General features: G+C 59.9%; 28 protein-coding genes and 1 tRNA gene. 12 read left to right on the top strand and 17 right to left on the bottom strand.

The annotated features are described in order from the left end of the window. Nucleotides 1-118 precede the first annotated feature (118 nt). From NW856_RS02875 to NW856_RS02860, 4 genes are read right to left on the bottom strand one after another with little or no spacing between them, the layout of a single operon-like run. Nucleotides 119-1,048: a M23 family metallopeptidase gene (locus tag NW856_RS02875; RefSeq protein ID WP_414398996.1), complete on the bottom strand. Its 930-nt coding sequence runs from the start codon at nt 1,046-1,048 to the stop codon at nt 119-121. Nucleotides 1,049-1,065: 17 nt separating this feature from the next. Further along, entirely contained in the window at nt 1,066-1,899 is an 834-nt protein-coding gene (locus NW856_RS02870) for a biotin--[acetyl-CoA-carboxylase] ligase (protein ID WP_414398994.1), read from the bottom strand. Nucleotides 1,900-1,911: 12 nt separating this feature from the next. After that, nucleotides 1,912-2,544: a DUF3318 domain-containing protein gene (locus tag NW856_RS02865; RefSeq protein ID WP_414398993.1), complete on the bottom strand. Its 633-nt coding sequence runs from the start codon at nt 2,542-2,544 to the stop codon at nt 1,912-1,914. Nucleotides 2,545-2,558: 14 nt separating this feature from the next. After that, nucleotides 2,559-3,278 carry a pyridoxine 5'-phosphate synthase gene (locus tag NW856_RS02860; RefSeq protein WP_414383724.1) on the bottom strand — a complete coding sequence of 240 codons (720 nt, stop codon included), beginning with the start codon at nt 3,276-3,278 and terminating at the stop codon, nt 2,559-2,561. Between the two features lie 168 nt (nt 3,279-3,446). On the opposite strand from NW856_RS02860, the gene NW856_RS02855 reads away from it, so the two are divergent. Then, nucleotides 3,447-4,514 (top strand): hypothetical protein, encoded by a 1,068-nt coding sequence (locus NW856_RS02855; protein ID WP_414398991.1) that lies wholly within the window; start codon nt 3,447-3,449, stop codon nt 4,512-4,514. A gap of 31 nt (nt 4,515-4,545) precedes the next feature. Here NW856_RS02855 and NW856_RS02850 read toward each other — a convergent pair whose 3' ends face one another. Further along, complete coding sequence (locus tag NW856_RS02850) at nt 4,546-4,923, bottom strand: hypothetical protein (RefSeq protein ID WP_414398990.1); 378 nt, start codon at nt 4,921-4,923, stop codon at nt 4,546-4,548. 161 nt (nt 4,924-5,084) lie between these two features. Between NW856_RS02850 and lepB the strand changes: the two genes are divergently transcribed. Further along, the gene (gene lepB, locus NW856_RS02845) at nt 5,085-5,771 is read left to right on the top strand and encodes a signal peptidase I (RefSeq protein WP_414341706.1); all 687 of its coding nucleotides are present in this window, start codon (nt 5,085-5,087) and stop codon (nt 5,769-5,771) included. A gap of 28 nt (nt 5,772-5,799) precedes the next feature. Here the strand turns inward: lepB and sds are convergent, their stop codons facing one another. After that, nucleotides 5,800-6,771: a solanesyl diphosphate synthase gene (gene sds / locus NW856_RS02840; RefSeq protein ID WP_041436149.1), complete on the bottom strand. Its 972-nt coding sequence runs from the start codon at nt 6,769-6,771 to the stop codon at nt 5,800-5,802. A 114-nt stretch (nt 6,772-6,885) separates the two neighbouring features. Between sds and NW856_RS02835 the strand changes: the two genes are divergently transcribed. Continuing rightward, entirely contained in the window at nt 6,886-7,281 is a 396-nt protein-coding gene (locus NW856_RS02835) for a metal-sensing transcriptional repressor (RefSeq protein WP_414341707.1), read from the top strand. A gap of 122 nt (nt 7,282-7,403) precedes the next feature. On the opposite strand, the gene NW856_RS02830 is transcribed toward NW856_RS02835, so the two are convergent. Beyond that, nucleotides 7,404-7,850: a TerB family tellurite resistance protein gene (locus NW856_RS02830; protein WP_414350341.1), complete on the bottom strand. Its 447-nt coding sequence runs from the start codon at nt 7,848-7,850 to the stop codon at nt 7,404-7,406. Nucleotides 7,851-8,112: 262 nt separating this feature from the next. Between NW856_RS02830 and rpsP the strand changes: the two genes are divergently transcribed. From rpsP to cysQ, 5 genes are all read left to right on the top strand, one after another. Further along, nucleotides 8,113-8,592, top strand: coding sequence for a 30S ribosomal protein S16 (rpsP, locus tag NW856_RS02825; protein ID WP_414398988.1), 480 nt, complete (start codon nt 8,113-8,115; stop codon nt 8,590-8,592). 52 nt (nt 8,593-8,644) lie between these two features. Continuing rightward, nucleotides 8,645-8,920, top strand: coding sequence for a KH domain-containing protein (locus tag NW856_RS02820; protein ID WP_011432102.1), 276 nt, complete (start codon nt 8,645-8,647; stop codon nt 8,918-8,920). Continuing rightward, nucleotides 8,917-10,020: an ArsA family ATPase gene (locus NW856_RS02815; RefSeq protein ID WP_414398986.1), complete on the top strand. Its 1,104-nt coding sequence runs from the start codon at nt 8,917-8,919 to the stop codon at nt 10,018-10,020. Before NW856_RS02820 ends, NW856_RS02815 begins: the two co-directional genes overlap by 4 nt. 61 nt (nt 10,021-10,081) lie before the next feature. Further along, on the top strand, nt 10,082-10,843 hold the full coding sequence (gene hisF / locus NW856_RS02810; protein WP_414398984.1) for an imidazole glycerol phosphate synthase subunit HisF: 762 nt from the start codon (nt 10,082-10,084) through the stop codon (nt 10,841-10,843). 15 nt (nt 10,844-10,858) lie between these two features. Beyond that, nucleotides 10,859-11,686, top strand: a complete 828-nt coding sequence (gene cysQ, locus NW856_RS02805; RefSeq protein WP_414398983.1) for a 3'(2'),5'-bisphosphate nucleotidase CysQ — start codon at nt 10,859-10,861, stop codon at nt 11,684-11,686. Between the two features lie 12 nt (nt 11,687-11,698). On the opposite strand, the gene NW856_RS02800 is transcribed toward cysQ, so the two are convergent. Further along, nucleotides 11,699-12,163, bottom strand: coding sequence for a pentapeptide repeat-containing protein (locus NW856_RS02800; RefSeq protein ID WP_011432098.1), 465 nt, complete (start codon nt 12,161-12,163; stop codon nt 11,699-11,701). A gap of 249 nt (nt 12,164-12,412) precedes the next feature. Continuing rightward, nucleotides 12,413-13,180, bottom strand: coding sequence for a PspA/IM30 family protein (locus NW856_RS02795; RefSeq protein WP_011432097.1), 768 nt, complete (start codon nt 13,178-13,180; stop codon nt 12,413-12,415). Between the two features lie 511 nt (nt 13,181-13,691). On the opposite strand from NW856_RS02795, the gene NW856_RS02790 reads away from it, so the two are divergent. Next, on the top strand, nt 13,692-14,633 hold the full coding sequence (locus NW856_RS02790) for a phosphoribulokinase (protein WP_011432096.1): 942 nt from the start codon (nt 13,692-13,694) through the stop codon (nt 14,631-14,633). A 110-nt stretch (nt 14,634-14,743) separates the two neighbouring features. Here the strand turns inward: NW856_RS02790 and NW856_RS02785 are convergent. From NW856_RS02785 to NW856_RS02770, 4 genes are all read right to left on the bottom strand, one after another. After that, a tRNA-Val gene (locus NW856_RS02785) sits at nt 14,744-14,815 on the bottom strand. 115 nt (nt 14,816-14,930) lie between these two features. After that, nucleotides 14,931-15,245, bottom strand: coding sequence for an antibiotic biosynthesis monooxygenase family protein (locus NW856_RS02780; protein ID WP_011432095.1), 315 nt, complete (start codon nt 15,243-15,245; stop codon nt 14,931-14,933). A gap of 3 nt (nt 15,246-15,248) precedes the next feature. Next, entirely contained in the window at nt 15,249-15,995 is a 747-nt protein-coding gene (locus NW856_RS02775; protein WP_414398981.1) for a phosphoadenylyl-sulfate reductase, read from the bottom strand. Nucleotides 15,996-16,071: 76 nt separating this feature from the next. Beyond that, on the bottom strand, nt 16,072-17,001 hold the full coding sequence (locus NW856_RS02770; RefSeq protein ID WP_011432093.1) for a metallophosphoesterase family protein: 930 nt from the start codon (nt 16,999-17,001) through the stop codon (nt 16,072-16,074). Between the two features lie 364 nt (nt 17,002-17,365). On the opposite strand from NW856_RS02770, the gene NW856_RS02765 reads away from it, so the two are divergent. From NW856_RS02765 to NW856_RS02755, 3 genes are all read left to right on the top strand, one after another. Further along, the gene (locus NW856_RS02765) at nt 17,366-17,533 is read left to right on the top strand and encodes a hypothetical protein (protein ID WP_083757636.1); all 168 of its coding nucleotides are present in this window, start codon (nt 17,366-17,368) and stop codon (nt 17,531-17,533) included. Between the two features lie 120 nt (nt 17,534-17,653). Next, nucleotides 17,654-19,924, top strand: coding sequence for a single-stranded-DNA-specific exonuclease RecJ (gene recJ / locus NW856_RS02760; protein ID WP_414398979.1), 2,271 nt, complete (start codon nt 17,654-17,656; stop codon nt 19,922-19,924). A 164-nt stretch (nt 19,925-20,088) separates the two neighbouring features. Next, on the top strand, nt 20,089-23,400 hold the full coding sequence (locus NW856_RS02755; RefSeq protein WP_414398977.1) for an AAA family ATPase: 3,312 nt from the start codon (nt 20,089-20,091) through the stop codon (nt 23,398-23,400). Nucleotides 23,401-23,405: 5 nt separating this feature from the next. Here NW856_RS02755 and NW856_RS02750 read toward each other — a convergent pair whose 3' ends face one another. The 4 genes from NW856_RS02750 to NW856_RS02735 form a co-directional block, all read right to left on the bottom strand. Further along, nucleotides 23,406-23,816: a GerW family sporulation protein gene (locus NW856_RS02750; protein ID WP_414352065.1), complete on the bottom strand. Its 411-nt coding sequence runs from the start codon at nt 23,814-23,816 to the stop codon at nt 23,406-23,408. A gap of 80 nt (nt 23,817-23,896) precedes the next feature. Next, on the bottom strand, nt 23,897-24,160 hold the full coding sequence (locus NW856_RS02745) for a DUF2973 domain-containing protein (protein WP_414344596.1): 264 nt from the start codon (nt 24,158-24,160) through the stop codon (nt 23,897-23,899). Then, entirely contained in the window at nt 24,160-24,471 is a 312-nt protein-coding gene (locus tag NW856_RS02740; RefSeq protein WP_414398975.1) for a DUF2605 domain-containing protein, read from the bottom strand. The genes NW856_RS02745 and NW856_RS02740 overlap by 1 nt, the downstream gene beginning before the upstream one ends. A gap of 50 nt (nt 24,472-24,521) precedes the next feature. Beyond that, nucleotides 24,522-25,304, bottom strand: a 783-nt coding sequence (locus tag NW856_RS02735; protein ID WP_414398974.1) for a cobaltochelatase subunit CobN, incomplete at its 5' end; no start/stop codon positions are given.

The following is a 25,304-nucleotide window of genomic DNA, read 5'->3' as shown; positions in this document are numbered from 1 at the left end:
TAAGTCTAGCGCGTCTGCCGTTCCGCCACGTCCGCAAAACCTGCATGACCCAACTGGTTACCTGCGCCAGCATTCCAGTTGGAGCCCGCCCACCTATGCTAACCCAAGCCGGCTCTGGCTAACCCGGCAGCTGGGCAACAGCAACCTTCAGATCATCTGTGGCGTCCAGAACCACCCACCCTTGCCCCACCGCCCGCTTCCACAGCTCAAAGTGGAGGTGCGGCCCAGTTACCGCTCCGGTCGCCCCCACATAGCCGATGACGGATCCCCGCTCTACCACTTCCCCCGGTGTTACAGCAACTTCGGACATGTGGCCATAGCGAGTGCGCCGACCGCCGGCATGCTCCAGCACAACGGTGATCCCCAGACCCCCCAGGGATCCCGAAGTGACCACCTTGCCGCTTAAAGAGGCCAAGATCGGCGTGCCCATGCTGGCCCCCAAATCCACTCCAGCATGAAACTCCGGCTCTCCGCGGATGGGGTGAATTCGCATGCCAAATCCAGAAGTAATCGGCACCGGGTGAGGTAGGGGGTAGAGCAGTCGTTCGTCACCTGCCGCCAGTTCAGGCAACCTTGGCGTTTGCGGTTCAGGAGCTTGGGGCTGGCTGGGATCCTCGATGCGAATCTCTTGGCCGGGGGCGAGAATGATGCGGCGACCGGAGCTGCGTTCCATCAGCACCACCGGCACCCCACCTTCAGGCTGAGCATGGGGAACCAGGTCATGGTTCTTCTGGGGCTCAATCACGATCTCGCGGCCCACTACCGTCTCTGGGCGGGTTTCTGCCTCAAGGGTCGCAGGGCTGCCCTCTCCCAGGGGAATGGCTCCATCCAGCAGCAGGGCTGCTGCCCCAGGCGTGTCTAGGGCCGGTTCCACCATGGGCGGCGGGGGCAAAGGGGTTGGTTGGGTTTGGGCCAGCAGAGCAGTGGGATAAAACCAGAGCAGAGCCAGCCCCAGCTTCAGCCAAAAGCGCAGCCGCCAAGCTCGGGGGGAGAAAAGGCGCGCTGCCATAACCAAAAGCTTCATCACCGAGTTCAACACAGGCCACATAAAAAACACAAGAGAAATTACAGGCTATCGCCCGCCGGCATGTGATAGCTCAAGCGAACTTGGTCGGGTGTAAGCGTCCGGATGGATTGCTGCTGTTGCAGATGTCGCTCCCCTTGTGTTTGTACTCGCACCCTTCCATCCTCGGCAAGGCCCAAGATCGTGAGGCTAGTCCCCCTTTCGAGCCGTTGGACTTGCGGCTTGACCATCCAGGCTTCGTACTCTGAGCGAACGGGGGCAAATCCCCCTTGCAACCAGACGTGGAATCCCTGCTCCATCCCCTGCAGAACCCAGCCGGCAATCTCGGTGCGGTCGAGTGAGCGGTGCGGAGGGGATCCCAAAATTTGGGCTAAGGTGATTGCCCCAATGGGAACGGGGTTGTTGACATTCACCCCCACACCGGCCACCAACCCCAGCAGTTGCCCGCTCCCCCCAAAGCGGCTTTGCACCAGGATCCCCCCCAGCTTGAGCAGAGAATCCGGGCGCTGCTCGTCCACCACCACCAAATCGTTGGGCCATTTCAGCCGCAGCGGGATCCCAAGGTTTTGCCGTAAACGGCCCGCAATGCCCCAGCCCAAGGCCAGGGTCAGTTCCAGCAGCGAGTGATGCAAGGGCGGGGATCCCAGCCAAACGGACAGGTATAGTCCCCCCGGCTGCGAGTGCCACACCCGCCCATGTTGACCTTGCCCAGCCCGTTGGCGGGTGCTGACCAAAACTGTGCCCACTGGCAGCGGCTGTGGGAACCGACGGCCCCAGTCCAAGAGCAGCCGATTGGTGGAATCGGTCACCGCCACTTGCAGCAGATGGCGGCCCCACCGGCCCGCCTGGGATCCCAGCCGCGAGGGAGAAAGCATCTCTACCCGGGATTAGCTCAACACAATGTCTTCCGCCGGACGCTGGGCCAGCCGCTTGAGGTTTTGGTAGCGCAACATGTCCAGCAGATCATTGCCCGAGCGCCCCTCCAGACGGGCCTCCACATGCAGCGCCTGCCCTAGGGCCTCCACCGCCTGCAGCCGCGGGATCCCGCGCAACACCAGGCGATCCACCGCATAGGCGTCAGCAGCCAACAGACGACGGTCATTGGTTTGGTCGCGGCGCAACTGCCAGAGGACCAAGCCACTCAAACCACCCGAAACGGTTGCTCCCACGGGATCCTGTTGTACGGCCTCGAAGATCAAGCTCAACCCCCCCAGAGCTGCTATGGCCAGGTAAAAGTCGATCTGCCGCGACACCGCCCGACTGTAGTAGCCCACCTTGTGCAGGAACAGCCCCGCCCGCTGCAGGGGGGTAAATTGCCGCCACTCGTAGGGCTTGATGAACAGCCGCATCTGCCGTTCCCAGGGCATTTGCCGACGGCCTTTGATCACCACCGTTTGCCGTTCCGAGGCGGGCAAGATCTTCACACTCTCCCGCATACTGGCTGGCAGCAGATCCAACAGGCGCTCAATCTCCGCCTGATCCAGAACGTAGTTTTCGTAGCCGTAGTATTCCGAGTTCATGCCGGGCCTGCTCCTCAGCTTAGTCCCATCGCCTGACGCATCTCTCGCACCGCCCGATCCAGCCCCACCAGCACCGCTCGACTGATAATGCTGTGGCCAATGTTCAGCTCCTCCATTCCCGGAATCCGCGCCACCGGGCCGACATTCCAGTAGGTAAGACCATGTCCCGCATTCACCCGCAAGCCCAGTTGAAGGGCCTGTTGGCTGGCCTTTTCCAGGTGGTCAAGTTCCACCTGCCGCTGAGCTGCGGATGAGGCTTCTGCGTAGCGCCCCGTGTGGAGCTCCACCCAGCGGGCTCCCACTTGGGCAGCAGCGGCAATTTGGGTCGGATCTGGGTCGATAAACAAGCTGACGGGAATGCCGGATCCCTGCAGTTGGCCGACCACATCCCTGAGGCGCGACACCTGCCCCGCCACATCCAACCCACCTTCGGTGGTGATTTCCTCCCGCCGCTCAGGAACCAAAGTGACGTAGTCAGGCTTAATCTCCAGGGCAATCGCCACCATCTCCTCGGTGGCTGCCATCTCCAGGTTGAGGTGGGTGCGCACAGTTTGCCGCAACAGCCGCACATCCCGATCTTGAATGTGACGGCGATCCTCGCGCAAGTGCACCGTAATGCCATCTGCCCCCGCCAGCTCGGCAATCACCGCTGCCGCTACCGGATCTGGCTCCACCGTGCGGCGTGCCTGTCGAAGGGTGGCAATGTGGTCGATGTTAACTCCAAGACTTAACAAGGCTTTACTGCTTTGGGTGTAGAGGAGAATACCCCTAGTATTACATTATTCAATTTACGCCGGTCAGATGAGCCAGGATGCCATGGGCCTCAGGCCGCGAGGGTGTAGGCTTTACTCTATGATCAGGTAGCGACGTCTCGCCTGTGCGGGATCCACTCCGGGCTTGCCATGACTGATCCAGATGCCTCTCTGGCGGTGGGACAACACTCCATTGTTGACCGGGCGCGAGTGCCGGCCTTAATTGCCCAGTACTTGCCGGTGGAGATCTGCATTTACTACCAAGTCGTCCCCTTGGCCCTGGATACCGACAGCCTCATCTTGGGCATGGTGGATCCCCAGGATTTGGCGGCGTTGGACTATGTGAGCAAAATGCTGGCCTATTCCCAGATTTCCGTCCAGCCAATCCCTCTCACCGCTCAGCAGCAGCAGGATTTAATTGCCTACTACTTCAGCCATCCCCCCGACCCGGCAGAGGTGGAGCGGCTGCGCCTCCAGGCCCAAGCCAACCGGGTGACTCGGGAGGTTCCTGCTCCTGCGGCGGGGCCCCCCACGCAGTTGACTCCAACCCAGCCTCCGTCCGCCCGACCAACCGCTCCGCCCGTACCCGCCGACGAATCGGAAGAGACGGTACAGCAGTTGCTCAACTCGATGCTGCGGCGGGCTTTGGATGAGAAAGCCGAGCAAATTTTCGTGGAGCCTCAAGAGGGGCCTTCTTGTCGAGTGCGCTACCGCCAGCAGGGGATTTTGCGGGATCTGTTCAAAGATCTCTCCGAGTCCATACGAGCGAAGTTGATCACCGCCATGAAGCGGATGATGGCGCTGGATCCGGAGTTGATCGGGGAGCCGCAGCAGGCAGAGGTGGAGCGGATGTACCGGGGGGAGCCACTGGTGTTGCAGTTGCGCGTCATACCGCAGCGCTCCAAAAGTGGCCAGACTGCCGCCTCTAGAGAAGGGGCCATCTTGAGCATCCTGCGAGGGGAAGCTCTCCAGAAATATCAACAAGGCCAGAATAACCTCCGCGTCTCTGAGACCCTAGCTTTGGCCCAACAGACCTATCAACTGCTGCAACAATTGCAAAGTGCTCTCAGCAACACAGTTGACAAGCTTAAGCAGTACCCCAGTCCGCCGCGGAGCGACTGGCCCCTGATGACGGAGGTGTTGGCAGCTATTCAAGCCCAAGCCCAGATGATCGCCATCCACCAGCAGGACTGGGAAAAACTCAATTCCGGCAGTTGACCCCCCAAAACCAGCCCCGAGCAACATCCCTTCAACGGGATCCCTCCCGCAGCAGCACCAAAATCACTCCGGCAATGATGCTGATGGTGGCACCGGCAATCAGGCTGGTGGCTAGACGTTCCAGCCGTTCCCCGATGGTTTGTGAGGTGTCGAACTTAAAAGTGAGCTTTTCGACATCACCTGAGAGCTTTTCGACATCGCCCGAGAGCTTTTCGACATCGCCCGAGAGCTTTTCAATCCGCTCCGAGAGCTTTTCAATCCGCTCCGAGAGTTTTTCGCTATCCCCTGAGAGCCGATCGATCCGCCTCAAAACTTCCTCTTGTTGTTGGGTGAGACGAGCTATTGCTTGGCTATTGGCCTCGACCAGGCGCTCGACTCGCTCTAGGCGCTCTTCTGTTGAAATCGTCATAGGGGCTAACAGTCGCGAGTACGGTACACCAGAATACCCATCCTATGCTATTGCCGGCTATTCGTCTCTCCGGCAGGGGTTTAATGGGAGGGCCTCCCATTCTGCTGCCCTGGATTGGGTGCGGTAATCTTGAGATCGTGAAGTCTTGTTCGTTAGCTTCCATGCCGTCAAAAGATCCAACTCCTCTGCCCAAGCCCCAGTCGCCATCAGGGGAAACCCCTGCCAGCTCGGGATCCCGCAGCTGGTGGCAGGCGCAACGGGAAAACCTTCTGACGGTGGTGCTGGCTCTGTTGCTGGCCTTCGGCATTCGCACCTTTGTGGCAGAGGCGCGTTGGATCCCCTCCGATTCGATGCTGCCCACTCTGGAAGAAGGGGATCGGCTGGTGGTGGAAAAGGTCAGCTACCGCTTTGGTTCGCCCAGACGAGGCGATATTATTGTTTTCAACCCTCCCGCCAAACTGAACTTCGACGGGGCCTACATCAAGCGGGTGATCGGCCTGCCGGGAGATCGCATTCGCATCGCCAACGGTGAGGTCATCATCAACGGGATCCCGCTGCGGGAAGACTACATCTATGCCCCCCCCGACTATTCTTGCCCTGGCGAGCGCTGTCCTGGAGTTCCCAATCAGGGATCCGAATTCGTGGTTCCTCCCCGCTCCTATTTTGTGATGGGGGATAACCGCAACGACAGCCAAGACTCCCATGTGTGGGGTTTCTTGCCGGAAGAAAACATCATCGGCAACACCATTTTTCGCTTTTGGCCCCCAAATCGCCTACACTTTTTCGCCCCGCCAAAATATCCTGAGCTTCTTCCAGAGGCCCAAGTGTTGGGCAACACAGCCCGGTAGAAAGCCAGCTTGACCCTGTCGGGACTGCTCAGTGCAGCCGCTCCAGCACATAGTCCACCATCTGAAACAAAGCACGACGCGCCGCAGAGTCCGGCAGGCTATACAGCGCTTCGGCAGCCCGCTGGGCGTAGTCGCGGGCCAACTGACGAGAGCGTGGGATCCCTTCGCTTTGATACACCCACTCCAGGGCCTGCTTCAGGTCTTGCGGGTTGGACAGCTCCCTGAGAATGAGCTCTCGCATCTGGGGAAATTCCTCTAGGGCAAACAGAACGGGTGCAGTGAGGTTGCCCTGGATGAGGTCGGATCCCACAGGCTTGCCAAGCGTCTCTGCCGAAGCGGTGAAATCCAGCAGATCGTCGACAATCTGAAAAGCAATGCCCAGATCCCGCCCAAAATCGAACAGGCGATCCGCCACTTCCTCGCTAACCCCGCTCAGCAGGCCAGCAGCCTTGGAACTGCCGGACATGAGGGAGGCCGTTTTGTAGAAGCTCTTGGCCAGGTAGTCTTCCATCGACACATCCGGGTCGAAGCGGGTGAGGCTCTGGCGCACCTCTCCCTCCGGCAAATCCATGATTACTTTGGAAAGGAGCTTCACTACCTCCAGGTTGTCCAGATTGGCCAAGTACCAAGCAGCTTGGCCGAAGAGGTAATCCCCCGCCAGCACGGCTATCCGATTGTCGAAGAGGGTATTCACCGTATCGATGCCCCGTCGCACGTCGGCAGCGTCGATGACATCGTCGTGAACCAGGCTGGCCGTGTGGATCATCTCGGTGATCTCTGCCAAGCGCCAATGACGGGGAGTGATCTCTCCATCTGGGGTGGTGGCGCGGGCAATGAGGAGCACGATGGCTGGCCGGATCCCTTTCCCCCCCGCCGAAAACAGATGTTCGGCAGCCATGGCCAGAATGGGGTGCTTGGCACTGACCAACCGCGTCAGGTTCTGGCGTAAACGCTCCAGATCCGCTTCTACAGGGCCAAAGGGGGAGAGCACAGAGGTCATGGAGCCAAAGTATGAGAGGTTTTACAAAATTTCACATCTTTTTCTATTGTAGAGTACCCCATCGTTCTCGGGGAAAACCAAGCGGTATCATGCAGGCAGTCCTTTGCCCTTTTTATGTCGGATCCCGTCCCCCCACTTCGATCTCATTCCGTTCCACCGCTCCCTTCAGAACCCGATTGGGAGGAGGAGTGGGAGCTGGCGCTGGAAAAGCCGCCGCTGTCTGGGCGGGCCCAGCCTCACCATCATGATCCCCAGTCTCGGCGCAAGTTGACCAACCGCTTGGCTCGCATCGAAGGGCATGTGCGTGGGATCCGCTCCATGATCGAGCAGGATCAGCCCTGTCCAGATGTGCTGCTGCAAATTGCCGCCGTCAAGGGAGCGCTGGATCGGGTGGCGCGGCTAATTTTGGACGATCACATTCGCCACTGCATCCGCCATGCCATCGAGACCGGCAATATCGAAGTGGAGCTGGAGGAGTTGCAGCGGGCTCTGGATCGCTTTATCGGCTAAGTCTCAATGGCCAGATTTAACTTGATGAAAGTCTCCCCTTGCTTGGCTCAGGGGAACGCCAAGCGGGGCTGTCAATATCTGCAGCGGGGGCTGGCCGTTGTGATGCTGCCTAGTACCCCAGGTCATTCAGAAGGTTGGGGGGAGGGCTGGGTATAGCGCTCCAGCAGAGATGCGCTTTTGAGTTGCCACTGCAGTCCCATGAAGGCCCAGTCGATAAACTCGTTGATCTCCTCAGCGCTGAACTGCATGGCTTTGCCGATCTCGAAAATTAGCTCCTCTTCTTTTTCCACCAGCTGGCTGTTCACCACCGCCATTGCTGCCAAATCCCGCAGGATCAAGGCCCCTGCCGCATTGCGCATGGGCGGGATCCCGCTGATATCCAAAGGTGCACCTGCTTCATCGGCCAGATAGGTTTGGGCCAGTGGCGCTTCGATGCCTACCCCTTCTGCGATTTGCATGAAGAAAGAGGTTTCTTCTTCGTCCAACTGGCCATCTACTCGGGCCACCGCGATCAGGGCCTTGAGGTAGAGCTGGCGCTGCTCGTCTGTCAAATCGGCGTAGTTGATCATGGGAGTTGCTGCTGAGTGTAGGGTTTTCTCTTCAACTCTGCCATGAAGGTTGCCTTCCAAACCGGGGTCGGACATTTTCCAGTCAAGTTCCAGTCAAGCAGAAAATCGCTTAAAATAAAAAGCCTGTGTCTACCGGCCAAACGCCAAAGGCTCGGAGCGAGGCTCTGGAGCTTCAGCAGGCTTGGCGGGTCTAGGCGAACTCTTTTTTGGATTTTTTGGATCTTTACAGCTTGCGGAGCGTCCCCCAAGGAGTGGATACCCCATGGTCAAATTGCGGCTCAAGCGCTACGGAAAAAAGCGGCAACCCAGCTATCGCATCATCGCCATTGAAAGTAAAAGCCGCCGTGAAGCCCGTCCGCTAGAGGAACTGGGTTACTATAACCCGCGCACCAAGGAGACGGTTTTGCAAACGGCAGGCTTGCTGAAGTGGTTGCGTTGTGGCGCTCAGCCCACAGAGACCGTGGACAGTCTCCTCAAAAAGGCCGGCATCTACGAGATGTTGAAAGCAGGGGAAGGCGGAGTGGTTGCCTCGATTCGCATCCTGGCCATGGCCAAGCCTGAAGCTGGGATCCCTGAGGCGGCAGAAGAGGCCCCTGCAACAGAATCCGTGGCCGAGGCTGAGGTCGCCGATGTTCCCGAGTCTGAATTGAGCGAAGCTGCCACCGAGACACCAGCGGCAGAATTAAGTCCTCCAGAAGCTGAAGTTGAAAAGCCTCAGGTTGAGGAAGCGGTTGAGGCCTAGGGTCGGCTAAGCTTGGCTTGGCCAGTTGTTCCCTCCTGTCGTCTAGCTCTCTATGCCAGACTACAAGGCTCTCGCCCATCTTTTGATCGAACCGCTGCTCAGCAGCGCCTCTCTTCAAATGGATGTGGAAACCACCTGTGGCGGGCGAAAGGTATGGCTGCGGCTGGCCTTTGACCCGAAGGATCGGGGGCGGGTATTCGGGCGGGGCGGGCGCACCCTGCAAGCGATTCGACAGGTGATGATGGCCGCAGCTCAGTTGGCAGGTCAATCTCTGTACATCGATATCTACGGAGAGGCGGGAGAGCGGAATCGGGAGGAGCGGGAATGAGCCAAATTCTCACCTTTCTGGGCAAGGGGGGCACAGGTCGGAGCACCTTGGCCGTGGCGGCAGCTCGGGCCGCAGCCCAGCAGGGGCGGCGGGTGCTGTTGGTGGGCCATCAGGCGGGGCCGGGGCTGGAAATGCTTTTGGGCGGGATCCCGCTTTCCGGCGAGCCGGTGACCATTGCTGCCAACTTGAGCGTGGTGCAGTTGCGGACAACCCAGCTGCTGGAGCAGTTCTGGACGGCGGCCAAAGAGCTGGAAGCCCGATACGTGCGCACCCCCTTTTTCCGGGAGATCTACGGCCAGGAACTGGGGGTGTTGCCGGGCATGGATCAGGCCCTGGCCCTGGAAGCTCTGCGCCGTTACGATGCCAGCGGCCAATACGACTGCATTCTCTACGATGGGCCAGGGGATCTGACCACCTTGCGGGCCTTTGGGATCCCGGAGGTGGCCAGTTGGTACTGGCGGCGAGCCTCCCAAGCTTTTTTGGGATCCGACTTGGCCAAAACCCTGCGACCCTTTGCCGAGCCGTTGCTGCGTTCGGTGAGCACTGTGGAGTTTTCCTCTCTGGAGGATCTGCCGGAGCGGTTGGGGGGCATGACTAACCTCTTGGAGCAGGGACGACAGGCCATTGCCGATCCGCGCCGTGTGCTGGCCCACCTGGTGACCACCCCAGACCCGATGGCCGTGCAAACCGCCCGTTACCTTTGGGGGAGCGCTCAGATGGTAGGGCTGACGGTGGGTGGCCTCTGGGTTACCCCTCTGGCTCCGGGAGAGGTCTCGGCCGCCGATTTTTTCCCGCTGACACTACGAACACTCCCCCTGCGTCAGGGATCCGATTGGTCGGCTTTGGAAGCAGCGGTGGGGGGGATGTTCGCCGTGCCGGATGTGCCGCCGCCCGTGGCCATCGACGAGGGAGCCCGTACAGTCAAGCTGTTTATTCCCGGCTTCAGCAAGGCCCAAATCGAGCTGAGCCAGTCAGGCCCGGAGCTGACCATTACCGCCGGGGATCAGCGGCGCAACTTGTTCTTGCCCCCCAGCTTGGCGGGTCGGCAGGTGACCGGGGCCAAGTTTCAAGAACCCTTCCTGGTCATCAGCTTCGGCTAAGACCATCCCCAGGTGTTCCCCTCTGTTCGCGTCAACGGGATGGAGTCCTCGGGAGAGAGCGATGTTGGCCAAACGGATCATTCCCTGTCTGGATGTGGCGGCGGGGCGCGTGGTGAAAGGGATCCAGTTTGTGCACTTGCGGGATGCCGGGGATCCGGTAGAGCTGGCCCAGGCTTACGATCAGGCGGGGGCCGATGAGCTGGTCTTTTTGGACATCACCGCCACCCACGAAGAGCGGGAGATTTTGTTGGAAGTGGTGCGGCGCACCGCAGAGCAGGTGTTCATTCCCCTCACGGTGGGAGGAGGGATCCGCGATCTGGAGGGGATCCGACAACTGCTGCGGGCCGGGGCGGACAAGGTCAGCCTCAACTCGGCAGCGGTCAGGGATCCGGATTTGGTGACTCAAGCCAGCCGCTGGTTTGGATCCCAGTGCATTGTGGTGGCCATTGATGCTCGCGCCAAGCCGCAGGGAGGGGGATGGGAGGTATACGTGCGCGGGGGGAGGCAGCCGACGGGCCTGGACGCGGTGGAGTGGGCCAAAACCGTGGCCGAACGGGGGGCAGGGGAGATCTTGCTCACCAGCATGGACGCCGATGGCACCCAGGCCGGCTATGACCTCGAGCTAACCCGGCGGGTGGTGGATGCGGTGTCGGTGCCGGTGATCGCCTCAGGAGGAGCAGGGGAGTGTGCTCATATCCGCCAAGCTCTGCAGGAAGCGGGAGCAGAAGCAGCGCTGTTGGCTTCTCTGTTGCACTACGGCCAGTTAACGATTGCCCAAATCAAAGCCGACTTGGCCGCCCATGCCATTCCGGTGCGTTTCTAGCTTGGGGAGGGATCCGTGCAGGCTCAAGATCTGGCCGCTCTCCTGCCTGAGGTGTGCCGCCTGGCAGAAGCAGCAGGGCAGGCCATCTTGCCCTTCTATCGGCAAAAATCGCTGCCGATCCAACTCAAAGCAGATGCCTCCCCCCTAACTGAGGCGGATCTGGCTGCCCACCACCTGATCCTGCAGGGCCTGCAAGAGTTGACCCCAGGGATCCCGGTGCTCTCGGAAGAATCGGGCGGGATCCCCTACGCCCAGCGGCAGGTGTGGCGGCACTTCTGGCTGGTGGATCCCTTGGATGGCACCCGAGAGTTTATCGGGCGCAACGGCCAGTTTACGGTGAATATTGCTCTCATCGAGGAAGGGATCCCCATCCTGGGGGTCGTCCATGCCCCAGCTCTGGGCCTCACCTACGCGGCTGCGCAAAAGCTGGGGGCCTGCAAGAGGGAAAGGACTCCGTCCTGCGTTCACGAACAGCCCATCCGCACCTGCCCTTACGCCCAAGAACCCCTACAAGTGGTGGCCAGCCGTTCCCACAGCAACCCGGAGACGGAGCAGTTCCTCGAGCGGCTGCGGCAGCGCTGTGGCTCTCTGGAAGTGAAGTCTGTGGGCAGTGCCCTAAAGCTTTGCCTTGTGGCCGAAGGATCTGCCCATCTCTACCCTCGCTTCGGCCCCACCCTGGAGTGGGATACTGCCGCTGCCCAGTGCATTGTGGAGCAGGCGGGGGGAAGGGTTACCGATCTGGCAGGGGATCCCTTGCGCTACAACAAGCCCGACCTGCACAATCCATCCTTTGTGGCGGCTGCCGAAGGCATGGCCCAACTGTGGCAGAACCTGATCCCCTGAGCGAAGCCCCAGCTACATGCCCATCTCCGTAGGGTTAAAGCCATCCGGGAACTTGGTGTACTCGTCGTAGAGGGCACCGCGAAAATGGGTGTTGGTGATGATGGCTCCGCGCAGATCGGCCCCAATCCGCAGATCGGCTCGGTTCAGCTCGGCCTCGCTGAGGTCGGCCCTGAGCAATTTGGCCCGGTAGAGGTTGGCCCCCCGCAAATCTGCCTTCACCAACTTAGCCCCAATCAGGTTCACCCGTCGCAGCTTGGCTCCGCGCAGGTCGGCTCCCGAGAGATCTGCTCCCGACAAATCCGCCTCGCGCAAATCGGCCCCACTCAAGTCGGCATCCCGTAGGATAATGCCCTTCAAATTCGCGCCACTCAACTGCGCTCCACTCAGGTTGGAGCCCGAAAAATCCCGTTGGCCAGACGCATAAGCCTGCAACAGTTGCTTGGCATCCAAGAGAGGCTTGATACTTGCTGTTGTCATCGCTGTTTGTTCTCTCACAAAACCGTAGGCAAACTAACCTCAGCCCTGCCGGAAGCAGGCTGTGACCCTTTCGCAGGTTGATTACCCTCTGGGGATCCCTGCCACTCGAGGTGGAACGCTTTACTGACAGACTTTGCCCTGCTGGTCGGCAGAAGGGCTGTCAGAGTTCTTGTTGGTTAGCTTACCACCCCCCGGCCCAAACTCAGCCCGGCGAGCCTTGAGAGTCGGAGGAGAGCGACATTCCGCCTGTTAGAGCTGGTCAATCTCCTTGCGCAAATTTTCCAACTCCAGATCGACCTCGCTCTCACTTGCGGTGGAAGGTTGGCCTGAGGACTTTGACCCTCCAGAGGGCAACTGACCCTGGATCGACGCCTTGAGCATCAGCAGCTCGTGATCTACATCCGAGCCACCCGCCTCCAAAGCGGCAAACTGGTTTTCCAAATTGTCTACCGCCAGCTCGGCTACTGCCGCCGACTGGGCCTCCAGGGAGTTCACCTTCTCCTCCATGCGCTCAAAAGCGGCAAAGGCGCTTGTGGCGTCCACCCGCCCGATAACCTGATTGATTTGCTGGGAAGCCTTGGCGGCGCGGGCGCGAGCGATGAGCATGTCCTTTTTGGTCTTGGCCTCAGCGATCTTGCTCTCCAGCTTGGTCATGTTGGACTTCAGGATCTCCACCTGCTTAGTCTGCTCATCCAACTGCCGCTTCAGGCTTTGGGCAGTCTCGGCAAAGGTTTTCTTGCGCACCAGCGCTTCCCGAGCCAAAGCTTCGTTGTTGTTGCGCAGGGCCAACTCGGCGCGTCTTTGCCACTCATCAACACTCTGCTGTGCTTGCTCATACTGCCGCTCTATTCGCTTCTGGGCAGCAATGGCCTGGGCAACCGCTTGCCGCATCTGGTAGTGATCCTCAGACATGTCCTGAATGGTCTGGTTCAGGATTTTCTCCGGATCCTCGGCGCTGCTGACCAGCGCATTGATATTGGATCTAATGATTCGGCTGACCCGATCGAACAATCCCATCGGTTGCTTCCCCCTCTAGCGGTCTGACCTAATGCTACCCTTGCTGCTTTGATGCCTTCCAGTGCTCCTACTCCAGTATAGGGATCCAGGGCAATTTGCGAGTTGCCTGTGGATGAGTTCAACATGTTGCTCTACAATGCCGGTGCAACCGGGTTCCTAGCCAATGGAGTGAGAGCGCTCTGGCCTTACGTCGGGGTGCTGTGGACATTCAATCTTTAAGTCTTGCGGTAGGGATTTCTGGAGTTGGGTGCGGATCCCTGTCAGGCAAAGGGCATACCTACCCCGGCTTGGAGTGGGTATGGCTGGAAAGAACTGTAACATTTGCTTGCCCCAATACCCTCCAGAGCGGATAATGCTTGCTTAACTTCGTTTGCTGACCGACAATCCCTGTTCTCTGATCGGGGCCATCCGCATCTCTGATCGGGGCCATCCGCAGGTCGAAACGAAGTTGAGTTTGGCCGGTGTTGTTGGGAGTTCTCTGCCCCAGGTTCACGATTCAGGAGAGGGATCCGTGGCTCAGCGCCCGATTATTCTGGGTATTGTTGGCGATAGTGCTGCTGGGAAGACCACCCTTACCCGTGGCATTGCCCAAGTCTTGGGGGAAGAAAACGTCACTGTCATTTGCACCGACGACTACCACCGCTACGACCGCAAGCAACGCGCTGAACTGGGGATTACAGCCCTCCATCCCGACTGCAACTACCTGGATATCGTTCAGCAGCACCTGACGCTCTTGCGCACCGGCCAGCCGATCCTAAAGCCCGTCTACAACCACAGCACCGGCACCTTTGACCCGCCAGAGTATGTCAAGCCCAACAAATACGTGATTGTCGAAGGGCTGCTGGGCTACTTTACCCGTGGTATGCGGGATAGCTACGATGTCAAGGTTTATTTGGCTCCCCCAGAACATTTACGAGCCCTTTGGAAGATTAAGCGGGACACCCGCAAGCGCGGATATACCGAAGAGCAAGTGCGAGAAGAGCTCAAAAAGCGCGAACCCGACTCAGAGGCTTTTATTCGTCCACAGCGCCAATGGGCCGATGTAGTGGTCACCTTTTACCCGCCCCAAGAGGGATCCGACCAAGACGAGGTATTGCTGAATGCACGCTTGGTGCTGCGCCCCACCATTCCTCACCCAGATTTTTGGCAAATCCTCAATGCCCGCGACAATCACCTTAGCTCTGCCATTCGTTTGGATTTGGATCGGGATATGGGCAAGCCCGTCGATGTTTTGCAGATTGATGCCCATGCTACGGCCAGCCAAGTGATCGAATTGGAGCGGATGCTCTGCAACGAAATCCCTTACCTGGGCAAGTTCTGTAGCTTAGAGGGAAACCCCAACATCGGCCAATTGATCGGCACCACCGGCGAGCTGCTCCAGAGCTATCCCCTGGCTTTGACTCAATTGCTGATCACCTACCACATGCTAAAAGCGGCCCATATCTACCAGTAGAATCCGTGGCGGTGAGGGATCCCCAGTTTCGCAAGACCTGCAGGGTAAGGCTCGGCCCAGCACGGTAACCCGCTCCCAGAGCAGAGTCTTGTGAGCTTCTGTCAAGGACATGGGCTGTGCTGGAATTGAACCAGCGGCTCCCACCGTGTCAAGGTGGTACTCTACCACTGAGTTAACAGCCCCTACGAGCGATGCCGCTGTGCATCTGCCTGAAGGCCGGAAACAAATAATATCACATCTTAACCTGTCCCATTGGGGTCAACCTAGGTGGAGAGTGGACAGGTGCCCTATTTCAAATCAAAAAGGGGATCCGGTCAGCAACTGGTAGTGCAACACCTGGGGTGGGCGAGCAAAGTAGGGTTCGATGAGGGCACGCCAGCGGACAAAGTTTTCCGATTGGCGAAAGTTGACCAGATGGGCCTCTAGGGATCCCCACTGAACGAGCAGCAGGTATTGCTGAGGGTGCTCCAGACAGCGCTGCAGTTGGTGCCCTTGGTAGCCGTCGGTCTGCTGCAAATAGATGAAAGCTTGAGCGATGGCGGCTTCAAAGGCGGCTTCAGAGCCGGGGGTAATTTCAAACTGAGCCACCTCAAGGATGGAGGAAGCAGTCATGGGTTAGGTATGCAGGCCACATTCGGTCTTGCTTGTGCCCTTCCAGCGTCCAGAGCGGGGATCCGCCCCTGGCTCAACAGGTGCAGTGCAGTGGATGCAGCCGATGCTGGGGTAGTGGCGATCGTGCAGGGGATTGTAAGGGATCCCGTGGTCAAGGATGTATTTCCAAACTTGGCCATTTGTCCAGTCAGCCAGCGGGTTGAGTTTGAGGCGGTTGCGCTTGCCATCCCACTGCACCTTGCCGATATCGGCGCGGGTGGGGGATTGTTCCCGACGCATCCCTGTAATCCAAGTGGTGCAACCGGCCAGAGCACGATTCAAGGGCTCCACCTTGCGGATGTTGCAGCAGAGGTCGGGGTTAGAGCGATACAGTTCTGGCCCGTATTGAGCTGCCTGCTCTTCCGGGGTAAGCAAGGGCTTGAAGATCTGCAGTTGCAAGTGGGGGTAGCGCGCCAACACCTGCTCCCGCAGTTGTAGGGTTTCCGGGAAGTGAAAATCGGTGTCCAGAAAAAAAGCGCGAACACGGGGGTTAATCGCCGTGAGCAGATCGATCAGCACTAGGTCTTCCGGGCCAAAGCTACAGGCCAGCACCAGCCCATCTCCAAATTCTTCAACCGCCCAGGTGAGCAGGTCGCTTGCCGACAAAGGCTCAAACCGTTCGCTCAGGGACGCCACTTGAGGTTGATACTGCTCCCGCAGCGCTTGAGCCGCCAGCTCCCAGCGGCTAGAAGGAGAAAGGCTTGCTGTCATAGGGGGAAGACACCGAACTCGACGATTTTTGCTTTTTTTAATCTACACTAATTCGGTCAAGCTTTAGGGGTTTTGATTACCAGGCGGCAGCGGGCAGAGGGAGAGAGCGGGATCCCTTGGCCCGGAGAGGGATTTGTCCCCAGCGATCCCGTCGGATCCCCATCACCAAGCCGTGCCAGAGGGGGCTGGGATCCAATGCCGGCAACTTAACCCAGTGGTAGCGCAACACCCCTCGCCGTGGGTTCACCTCCAGCTCAAACACCCGCAGAGCCGAAACCGGCCCCACCAGAGGAGGTGCTGTCAGGTAGGGGATCCCATCGCGGACATACACCTTCGGCACATGCAGGTGGCCACTCAGCACCGCCACCACCCGTCCGTGACGGGCCAAGAGAGCGTGTAGCGCCGAGGCTGGTTCGCTGAGGAGCCGGTACTTGCGAAACAAAACCGCGTCCATTTGAGTGGGAGCAATGAAGGGCGGCTGATGGATCAGCAGGATCAGCCATTCTTCCGGCACCGTTTGCAGATGTTCGCCCAGCCAGTGCAGTTGGGAGGGGCGGAGCACGCCCTGAGGCAAAGGGAAGCGTCCCAGGCTGGCGTCGAGGGCAATCAAGCGGATCCCGGGCAGAGGGGAAAGGCTGTAATCGACGTAACCAGTGGGAGCCAGGGACAGGGGAAATTGGCTTTGGCACCAACGGATAAACTGATCTCGGTTAAAGCGTCCCTTTCTCCTCAGGGTGTCGATATCGTGGTTGCCCAGGCTGAGGTAATAGGGCACCCGCAGTTGGGCAACAATCTCCTGGAAAGATTGAAAGCTCTCCGGATCCGCTTGATCCACCAAATCTCCGGTAAACACCACGAAGTGCAGATCCGGCACCTGGTTGAGATGGGCAACGGCTGCTTCCAACTGGCGGCGAGGGGAATCCGACATCCACCAACAGCGGCACCCTGTCTCGGGCATCAGGTGGACATCTGAGACTTGAGCAAAGCAAATGCGTTGGGTTGCCATCGTTTAGGTACTTATTCACACCTCACGCCCGCATCATAGTCAATGATGGGCTGGGGGGCTATGGGATTCTCTTAACCTCAGCCGGATCTGGCGAGCACCTATTGGGAACTGAGGACAGGTAGGGCTATGAAAGGGGCGCGCAGACCGGTCAAATCCATCTGAGAGGGTTTCCCGGGCTCTCACCCCCAGCCTCTGTTCCAAAGGGAGAGGGGAGTGTTGCCGTGATTTGGAATGGCTACAGACGCAAATGAGTCTGATTCTTGTTTCAGCATCGTTGCCGAGCAACCGCTAGGGTGTAGAGACGCGGATCTTCGACAAGAGGATCCCTAGGAAAAAACGAGAAAGAAGGGAAGGAGAGAAAATCATGTCTGCCAGCACCCTTGTCCGTTGCGCCTGTGAACACTGCAACTGCAGCTTCGAGAGCAGCCAAGGCTATCGCTACGAAGGTCAACTCTACTGCAGCGAAGCCTGTGCCACCCACAATCACGAGCACCCTTCCGCCTGCTGTGTGGCTTCTCACTGCTGCCAGTAGGGTTCAAGGTAGCCCATCATCCCCAGCCCTTTCCTCTAGGATCCATTTCCCCCCTGGGCCGTTTTTGATAGGCTCCTGAGAAGTTCTACTCTTGTCGGCCAAGGGGTCGGCCTAGCTTGCATGGATTACGGCTGGCGCGAAGATACTCCGCACCGCTGGGAGCTGCTGCCCACTCCCCCCCAGTTCAATCTGGAGCTGAGCCGGGAATACGGCAAGTATGCGGCCAAGGTGATGGCCCTGCGGGGTCTGCACACCTGGGAGCAGGCGCAGGCCTTCGCGGATCCCGAACACTATTCCCCCACACCGTCGGGATCCCTGCCGGATCTGGAGCGGGCGGTGGCACGGCTGCTACAGGCGCGGGAAAGGGAAGAGACCCTGTGCATTTGGGGGGACTTTGACTGCGATGGTGTCACCAGTACCAGTCTCCTGCTCTCGGCGTTACAACCCTTGGGCTTCCGAGTCCAGTTCTCCATACCGCTGCGCAGCACCGAGGGGTACGGGCTCAATCCTCAACGGCTACAGCAGGTGCTGGCCCAGGGCTGCCAAGTGATCCTGACGGTGGATTGCGGGGTGGGCAATGCTGCCGAAATTGCCATGGCCCAAGCCCAGGGGGTGGACGTGATCGTGACGGATCACCACATGCTGCCGGATCCCTTGCCCGCTGCCTATGCGGTGGTCAACCCCTTGCGATTGCCGGCTGAACATCCGCTACGCTTCTTGCCGGGGGTGGGAGTGGCCTACAAGTTGGCGGAGGCGCTCTACCAAGCCCTAGGGATCCCTGGTGTCGAGCAGCACCTGGATCTGGTGGCGGTGGGAATTGTGGCCGATGTGGCGGTGTTGCAGCGGGAGTGCCGCTACTTGGTGCAGCGGGGCCTGCCGGTGCTGGCCAGTACGCAGCGCCCGGGGTTGCGAGCTCTGCTGGCCCAGGTTAGCAACGGCCAGCTCCAGAGGTCGCCGACAACCCAGGATATTGCTTTTCGCATCGCCCCCAAGTTGAACGTCATTGGCCGCTTGGAAGACGCCAGCTTAGCAGTGGAGCTGCTGACCACCTCCGATCCAGAGCGGGCCCAGGCGCTGGTGCAACGGTTTGTTGCCCTTGACGAAGAGCGCCGGCAGCTCACCCAGCAAGTGATCCAAGAGGCCAGCCAACAGGTAGAGAGCTTGGATCTGACCCGGGAAGGAGCCATTGTTCTGGCGGAAGCCGGCTGGAACCCAGGGGTTCTGGGGATCGCGGCGGCGCGCTTGGTGGAGCAGTACCGCTGCCCGACGGTGTTGATTGCCAAAGACGAAGCCACAGGGCTGGGCCATGGGTCGGGTCGTTCCCTGCCAGGGGTGAACCTGGTGGAGGCCATCGAGGCCGTGCGCCCCCTCTTGCGGCGGGGAGGCGGACACCCTATGGCAGCCGGGATCCAAGTGGATCTGGCTTGCCTGGCCGCTGTGCAACTGGCGTTGCAGCGGGAGCTGGCCGCGCGGGTTAGCCCGGATCAGCAGGCTCGCGCCTTGGCGGTGGAGATTATCCTCGACTGGGAGCTACTGGTCTCTCAGGATCGGGATGGGGTGGCAGAGCTGGATGAGGTGTATCGGCAATTGCAGCTTCTGCAGCCCTTTGGGCACGGCAATCCCAACCCCGTCGTTGCCTTGATGAACTTCCGTCCCAATAGCTCCAACCTGGGAGTCTCCCGCAATGGCCGCCACCTCAAGTTTGAACTCCAAGGCTCGCCGGGATCCCGTACCCTGTGGTTTTGGCAGGCCGGAGAAGAGCTGGAGCGCTGGCAAAAATGCCAAGCTTTGGACATCGCCCTCCAGTTGGAAGCGGATGACCGGGGCAAACAGCCTTGGCAGGGCAAGGTGCTGGCAGTGCGCCCTTCGGGAGAGTGGCAGGCACCCACCCTTTCTGCTCCCCCCATAGAGATCCAAGATTTTCGGCAGAAACCCCTGCCGGATTCGCTGAAAGGGGCCATCTGTTACGACGGGCAGGAGGCCGAGAACCTTGTTCCACCACCAAAAGGGGCAAAGCTGGTGCTGGCCCGCTGGCCCTGGCTACCGGCGGACTTGGCCCAACTGCTGCAACAGGCACAGCCGCAAACGCTGATCCTGACTGCTTCTGGCCACCGCTGGGAGCAGATCCCCCAGCAGATTGCCCAACTGCAAGCGCTGTGGCAAGCAGGCCGACGGGATCCCGAGGATCTGGCTGCAGTAACCGGCTTTCCCCGGCAATGGCTGGCGGAACTGGACGGCCCGGAGCAGATCCCCACGCTGCTGATGGGCCGCCTTCAGGAATCCCAAGCCTTTCACCGCTGGCTGGATGGGGCTAGCCCCACCCAGATTGCCCAACTGTGTCAGCGGCTGCTGCGACCGGATCCCAGGCCAGCAGCTTATTCCCAAAAGTAGGGGCATCTCCCAAGCGCTCTGCGCCACCAACGCGACCCCAAAAAGTAGGTAAGACTTGGGATCCTGCCAAGAACTTCAAGATGCTCCGCACCGCTATCGCGATACTCTGGATTAAATAATTCAACCCCATTTTTTCTGGCAACCAGAGCCCCTCAGAGTTTTCCGTGATCCCGGTTCGCCTAACCTTGCACAATTTTCTCTGTTATGCTCATGCCGTTTTGGATCTGCGTGGGATCCATACTGCCTGCATTTGTGGCCCCAATGGGGCAGGCAAGTCTGCCCTGCTCGATGCCCTCACCTGGGGCCTTTGGGGGCAAAGCCGGGCTAGCAATGACAGCGATCTCATCCGCAAGGGGGCCAGCGAAGCCTGGGTAGAGGTGATCTACCGCTCCCGAGGACAAACCTACCGCATCCTGCGCAGCCGTCATCTATCGGGCGAGGGATCCCTGGAGTGGCAAATTCAAACCGGAGAAACCGACGGCCAACCTCGCTGGCGTAGCTTGACCCGCCGCGGCATGCGCGCCACCCAACAGGCCATTCAAAGTCAGCTCAGCCTCGACTACGAGACCTTTATTCACTCCGCCTATCTGCGACAAGGACAAGCAGATGCCTTCACTCTGAAGCGTCCCGGCGAGCGCAAGCAGATCTTGGCCGACATGCTCAAGTTGGGGCAGTACGATTTGCTGGCCGACCGCTGCCGGGAACAGGCGCGCAGTGCCAAACTCAAAGCCGATCTGCTCCAAGAGCGCCTGCAGCAGCTCAACCAACAACAGGCCCACGTTGGCCAAATCCAAGCCGAGCTGGAGCGACTCCAACAACGGCAAACTCATCTGCAGCAGCTCCTAGCCCAGCAACAGCAGGAATTGCAAGCCCTAGAGCGCCTCTACGAACATCGCTGCATCCTGCAGGAGCGCCACCAACACCTTACCCAACACTTGCAAAAGCTCGGCACCAACCTACAGCACACCGAGCAACAGTGGCGTGCCCAGCGACAGCACCTGCTCCAGTTGGAAGAGCTGATCGCCCAGAGTGAAGACATCCTGGCGGGTTACGAACGCTACCAAGCCCTGATGGCCCAAGATCGCCATCTCCACCACCTCTTCGAGCAACAGCAGCATCTGCTCCAAGAACGCCAAAAGCTGCAAGCCCAGCAAGCAGAGCAGCAACAGCAGCAACTGCGCAAGATGCAACGGCTGCAACAGGAGTTGGCCACCTGCCAAGCCCAGGCCCAAGCCGATGCCCAATTGCTGGCAGAACAGGAGCGCATCGAAATCGGCCTGCGCCACTACCAGCAAGCTCAAGAGCGTCTCCAGGCCCTGAACCAAGCCCAAGCTCAAGCCGCCGTCCTTCTCCAGCAGCAACAGCATTGGCAAGAGCAAATCCGCCGCGAGCGGGAACGCCTGCAAGCCCGCGTTCAGCTTCTCAGCCAGCAACTGCAAAGCCAGGAAACTCTAGCCCAACAGCAGCAGCAACTGGAGCAGAAAATCGCCGAAGGAGAGGCCGCCTTGGCAGAGCTGGAGCGACGGCGTCTCTACCAGCAGCGGGTGTTGGAAAAAGTCCAAGAACGGCGGCTGTTCGTGCAAAAGCTCCAGGAACGCCAGCGGGTTCTCCAGCAACAGTGGCAACAGGAAGAAGAACGCTGCCGCCTGTTGGTGACCACCTGGGAGGAAGGTCAAGAGGTGTTTTCCGCTCAAAGTGCTCCGCGCAGCGAACGAGATCAGGGAGAGCGCCGCCCCATCCCCACTTTGGCGAGGGTGACGGCCCTTGTCGAGGAGGCAGCAGAACAAGAGGAGGGATCCCTGGCCCTATCTTCCGCCGGTCAACCTGCCGAGTCATCCCCCGCAACGCCAACACCAGAGCCGCAGGGATCCGGCTTTATGGCTCCGCAACGCCGTCGCAACTGGACTTGCCCCCTCTGCGCCCGTCCCCTCAGCCCGCGCCTGCGGGATGTGGTGCTGAAAAAACACCGCGAGCGTCAAGAGGAAATTGCCGGCGAACTGTTTGTTATCCGCGAACAACTGGCGGTGGCCGACCGGGAGATCGAACTCTTGCAAGAAGAATACCGCCGTCTTAGCCAAGAACTGGCCACTTGGGATGAGCGCCTGCACCTTCAAGGGCGATTGCAACAGCAGTGGGAAGCCGAGCAGGAGCGCTGTCGGCAAATCCAGCTCTGGCAAGCAGAGGCGGCAGAGTTGAGGGAAATCCTTGACCGGGAAGCTTACGCTCAAGAAGCTCGGCAACAGCTCCAGCAGATCCAGCAGGCCCTGCACCAACTGGGCTATGACGAGCGCGAGCACGCCTTACAACGAGGAGAACTGGAGCGCTGGCGCTGGGCCCTGGGCCGCTCTCAAGAACTCCGCAAGGCCCAAGAGCGCCGCTCTCGCCTCTGCGAGCAAATCGCCTCCCTACAGGCACAACTGGAAACCCTGCAACAGGCGGTATCCAAGGACTCCGGCCCGCTAGCGCGATCGGATTCTCCCCTGGCGGAGCGGTTGGCTCAGGTGGAACAGGCGTTAAACCACCTGGGCTACGATGGATCCCTGCACCAGCAGGTGAAAGCCGAACTGGCCCAAGCGCAACTCTGGCCGGTGCGCCTGCAAGCCCTACAGGTGGCCCGCCAGGAACTGCCGGAGGTGGCAGCCCGCACCCAAGCCTTATCCCAACGCCTACAGGAAAGCCGCCAGCACTTTGCCCAGGCCACCCAAGAGTTGGAACGGCTTCAGCAACAACTGGCGGAGCATCCCGAGGTTTTGCCTGCTCAGCTGGAAGGGATCCGCCAAACCCTGCAGGAGCGCCGCCGGCGGCTGGATGAGGTGCTGTCTCAGATAGGGGCCGCCCAACAACGGCTACAACAGGCGGTTCAACAGCAGGCGGAACAGGCCGAGCTGGAACAGCAACTGCAACAGGCCCGCCGCCAGCAGCAGGTGTACCAAGAGCTGGCCAATGCCTACGGCCGCAACGGCATCCCTGCCCTGATCGTCGAAAATGTCCTGCCCGAGCTGGAAGCCCAGGCCAACCAGATCCTGGCCCGCCTTACCCAACACCGCCTGCACCTGCAATTGGTTACCCAGCGCTCCGGGCGACGCTATTGCTCACCGGCCAAGCTGTCCTCCGTAGCGGGACGGAGTCCCTATGACACCCTCGACATTCTCATTGCCGATCCCCACGGCACCCGCCCCTACGAGACCTACTCCGGCGGAGAAGCCTTCCGCATCAACTTCGCCATTCGCCTGGCCCTGTCCCGCCTGCTCACCCAGCGCTCGGGATCCGATCTGCAAACGCTGCTCATCGACGAGGGGTTTGGATCCCAGGATGCCACCGGACGCGCCCAACTGCTGGCCGCCATCAACGCCATCGCCCCCGACTTTGCCTGCATCTTGGTGATCACCCACATCCCCAGCCTGCAGGATGCTTTCCCCCGCCGCATTGAGGTACAACCCTCTCCCCAGGGATCCCGCCTCTCCATTCGCGGCTAGTCCCTTCAGGAGTTGCCGGCACGATTTTGCAGCCACTGCTGCAACAGGGGCACCAGAGTCTCGCTGAGTTGGTTCCACTGGTCGGGCTTCTGGACGGTGGTCAGCAGCTCCACTCGCTCGCCTCGGATCACCAGAAAGCCAACTGGCTCGATGCGCACCCCGCCCCCCGCTCCCCCGAACAGACTGGCCGGATCCCCGCCGTTGCCGCGACAGCCAGGAGCAGTCTTTCCAAAGTTACCCCCTCCCCCACCCAAGCCAAAATGCAAGGACATGTAAGGGACAATAATCGTCTCACCAATAGTGATCGGCTGACCAAAGGTTTGTCCCGTTTCCGCCAAAACCTTCAGCTTGCCGAGCACCGCCTCCAGCACCGATTCCACGTTGAAGTCGGATCCCATCTCCGTTGACTCGCCCACCAGACGCTCGGGCAAATCGCGCGCAGTACCTTCCCAGGCTAGTGCAGCCACGCCCAGGAGAGAAAGCCCAAGAAACTCCCCTAATCTTCGTCCGGCGAGCCGGAATAGAGATCTTCCAAACGGCTGCGAGCTTCTTCCAAGCTGGCCGAGCGAATCACCAGTAGAGGCTCCTCGGTGAGGTTGCCATCTTCATCCAGCAGCTCTGGGTGAGGGATCCGCTTGCGGGCACGACGAGGAGAGGCCTTGCGCTCTTCCACGCCCAGTGTGATGACATTGGTAACCAAGTTGCGCAGGGCCAAAAAGGCAATGGCCACAAAAGCGATGAGGTAGAGAATCTGCAGCATTACAGGTCGGGGGAGGGGTGAATCTGGCGAAATCGACGGCCCAATTCGGCACATTTCATCAGCAGGCGATGCCATTTTGCCATCAGCCCAGGGTCGATGCCAACCTCTTGATCAGAGGCCTGATAAAGCGCTTTGGCTACCTGTAGCTCCGCCTGGGCAGCCAAAACCTCTTCCAGCAAGGACTGCTGCTCTTCTGGGCTGATAAATTCCAGGGTCTCTTCCTGCAAAAAGCGGCGAGAACGCTCAAACCAGTAGCGGTAGTCCTCCAACAGTGGCCCCAGAATCTCTCGCAACAGCTCAGATTTGCTCATGGCCTGGGATCCCTCCACAACTGGTTTGGATGAAAAAATCTTAGCAGAACTTAACCTTCTCTCGCCACGGGAGAGCGGGATTCCAGGTAGGCTTCCATCTCCAGCATCAGGGCTTCGATCTGAGGCAGCAATTCCAGGGCCTGCTCTTGCCAGTAGCCCCGCTGGTGGGCTTCCAGCAGCCGCTCGCTCATGTCCCGCAGCGCCCAGGGGTTGCGGGATCGCAGGAACTGCTGGACTTGGGGATCCAATAGGTAGGCGCGGGCCAGGCCGGCGTACATGAAATCCGGCACAGCATGGGTGGTGACGTCGTAGGCAAAGAGGTAGTCCAGGGTGGCAGCCATCTCGAAGGCGCCCTTGTAGCCGTGGCGCATCACGCCGGCAATCCACTTGGGGTTGATCACGCGGGCGCGATAGACGCGGTCAATTTCTTCGGCCAGGGTGCGGATCTTAGGGTTGTGGGGACGGGCGTGATCCCCGAAGTAAATCCGCGGGTTGCGGCCCTGGAGCGTTCGCACTGCCGCCACCATCCCCCCTTGAAACTGGTAGTAGTCATCGGAGTCCAGCAGGTCGTGCTCGCGGTTGTCTTGGTTGTGGAGCACAATTTGCAGGTGGGCCAATTGCCGCCGCAGGGCTTCGGGGGCCGGCTCTCCCTCGCCATCGGCCCGGTAGGCGTAGCTGCTCCAGTTGAGGTAGGCGCGGGCCAGATCCGCTTCTGTTTCCCAGTTTTGCGCCTCGATCAGCCCCTGTAGGCCGGCCCCGTAGGCCCCTGGCTTGGAACCGAAGATGCGCAGCCGCGCCCGCTCCGCCGCTGCTTGCGTTGGGATCCCTTGCTC

The sequence above is a fragment of the Synechococcus sp. R3-13 genome, from assembly GCF_047462195.1.
Taxonomy (GTDB): Bacteria; Cyanobacteriota; Cyanobacteriia; order Thermostichales; family Thermostichaceae; genus Thermostichus.
Note: the sequence above shows the minus strand (reverse complement) of the source record. Positions and strands in the feature narration are given on the sequence as shown.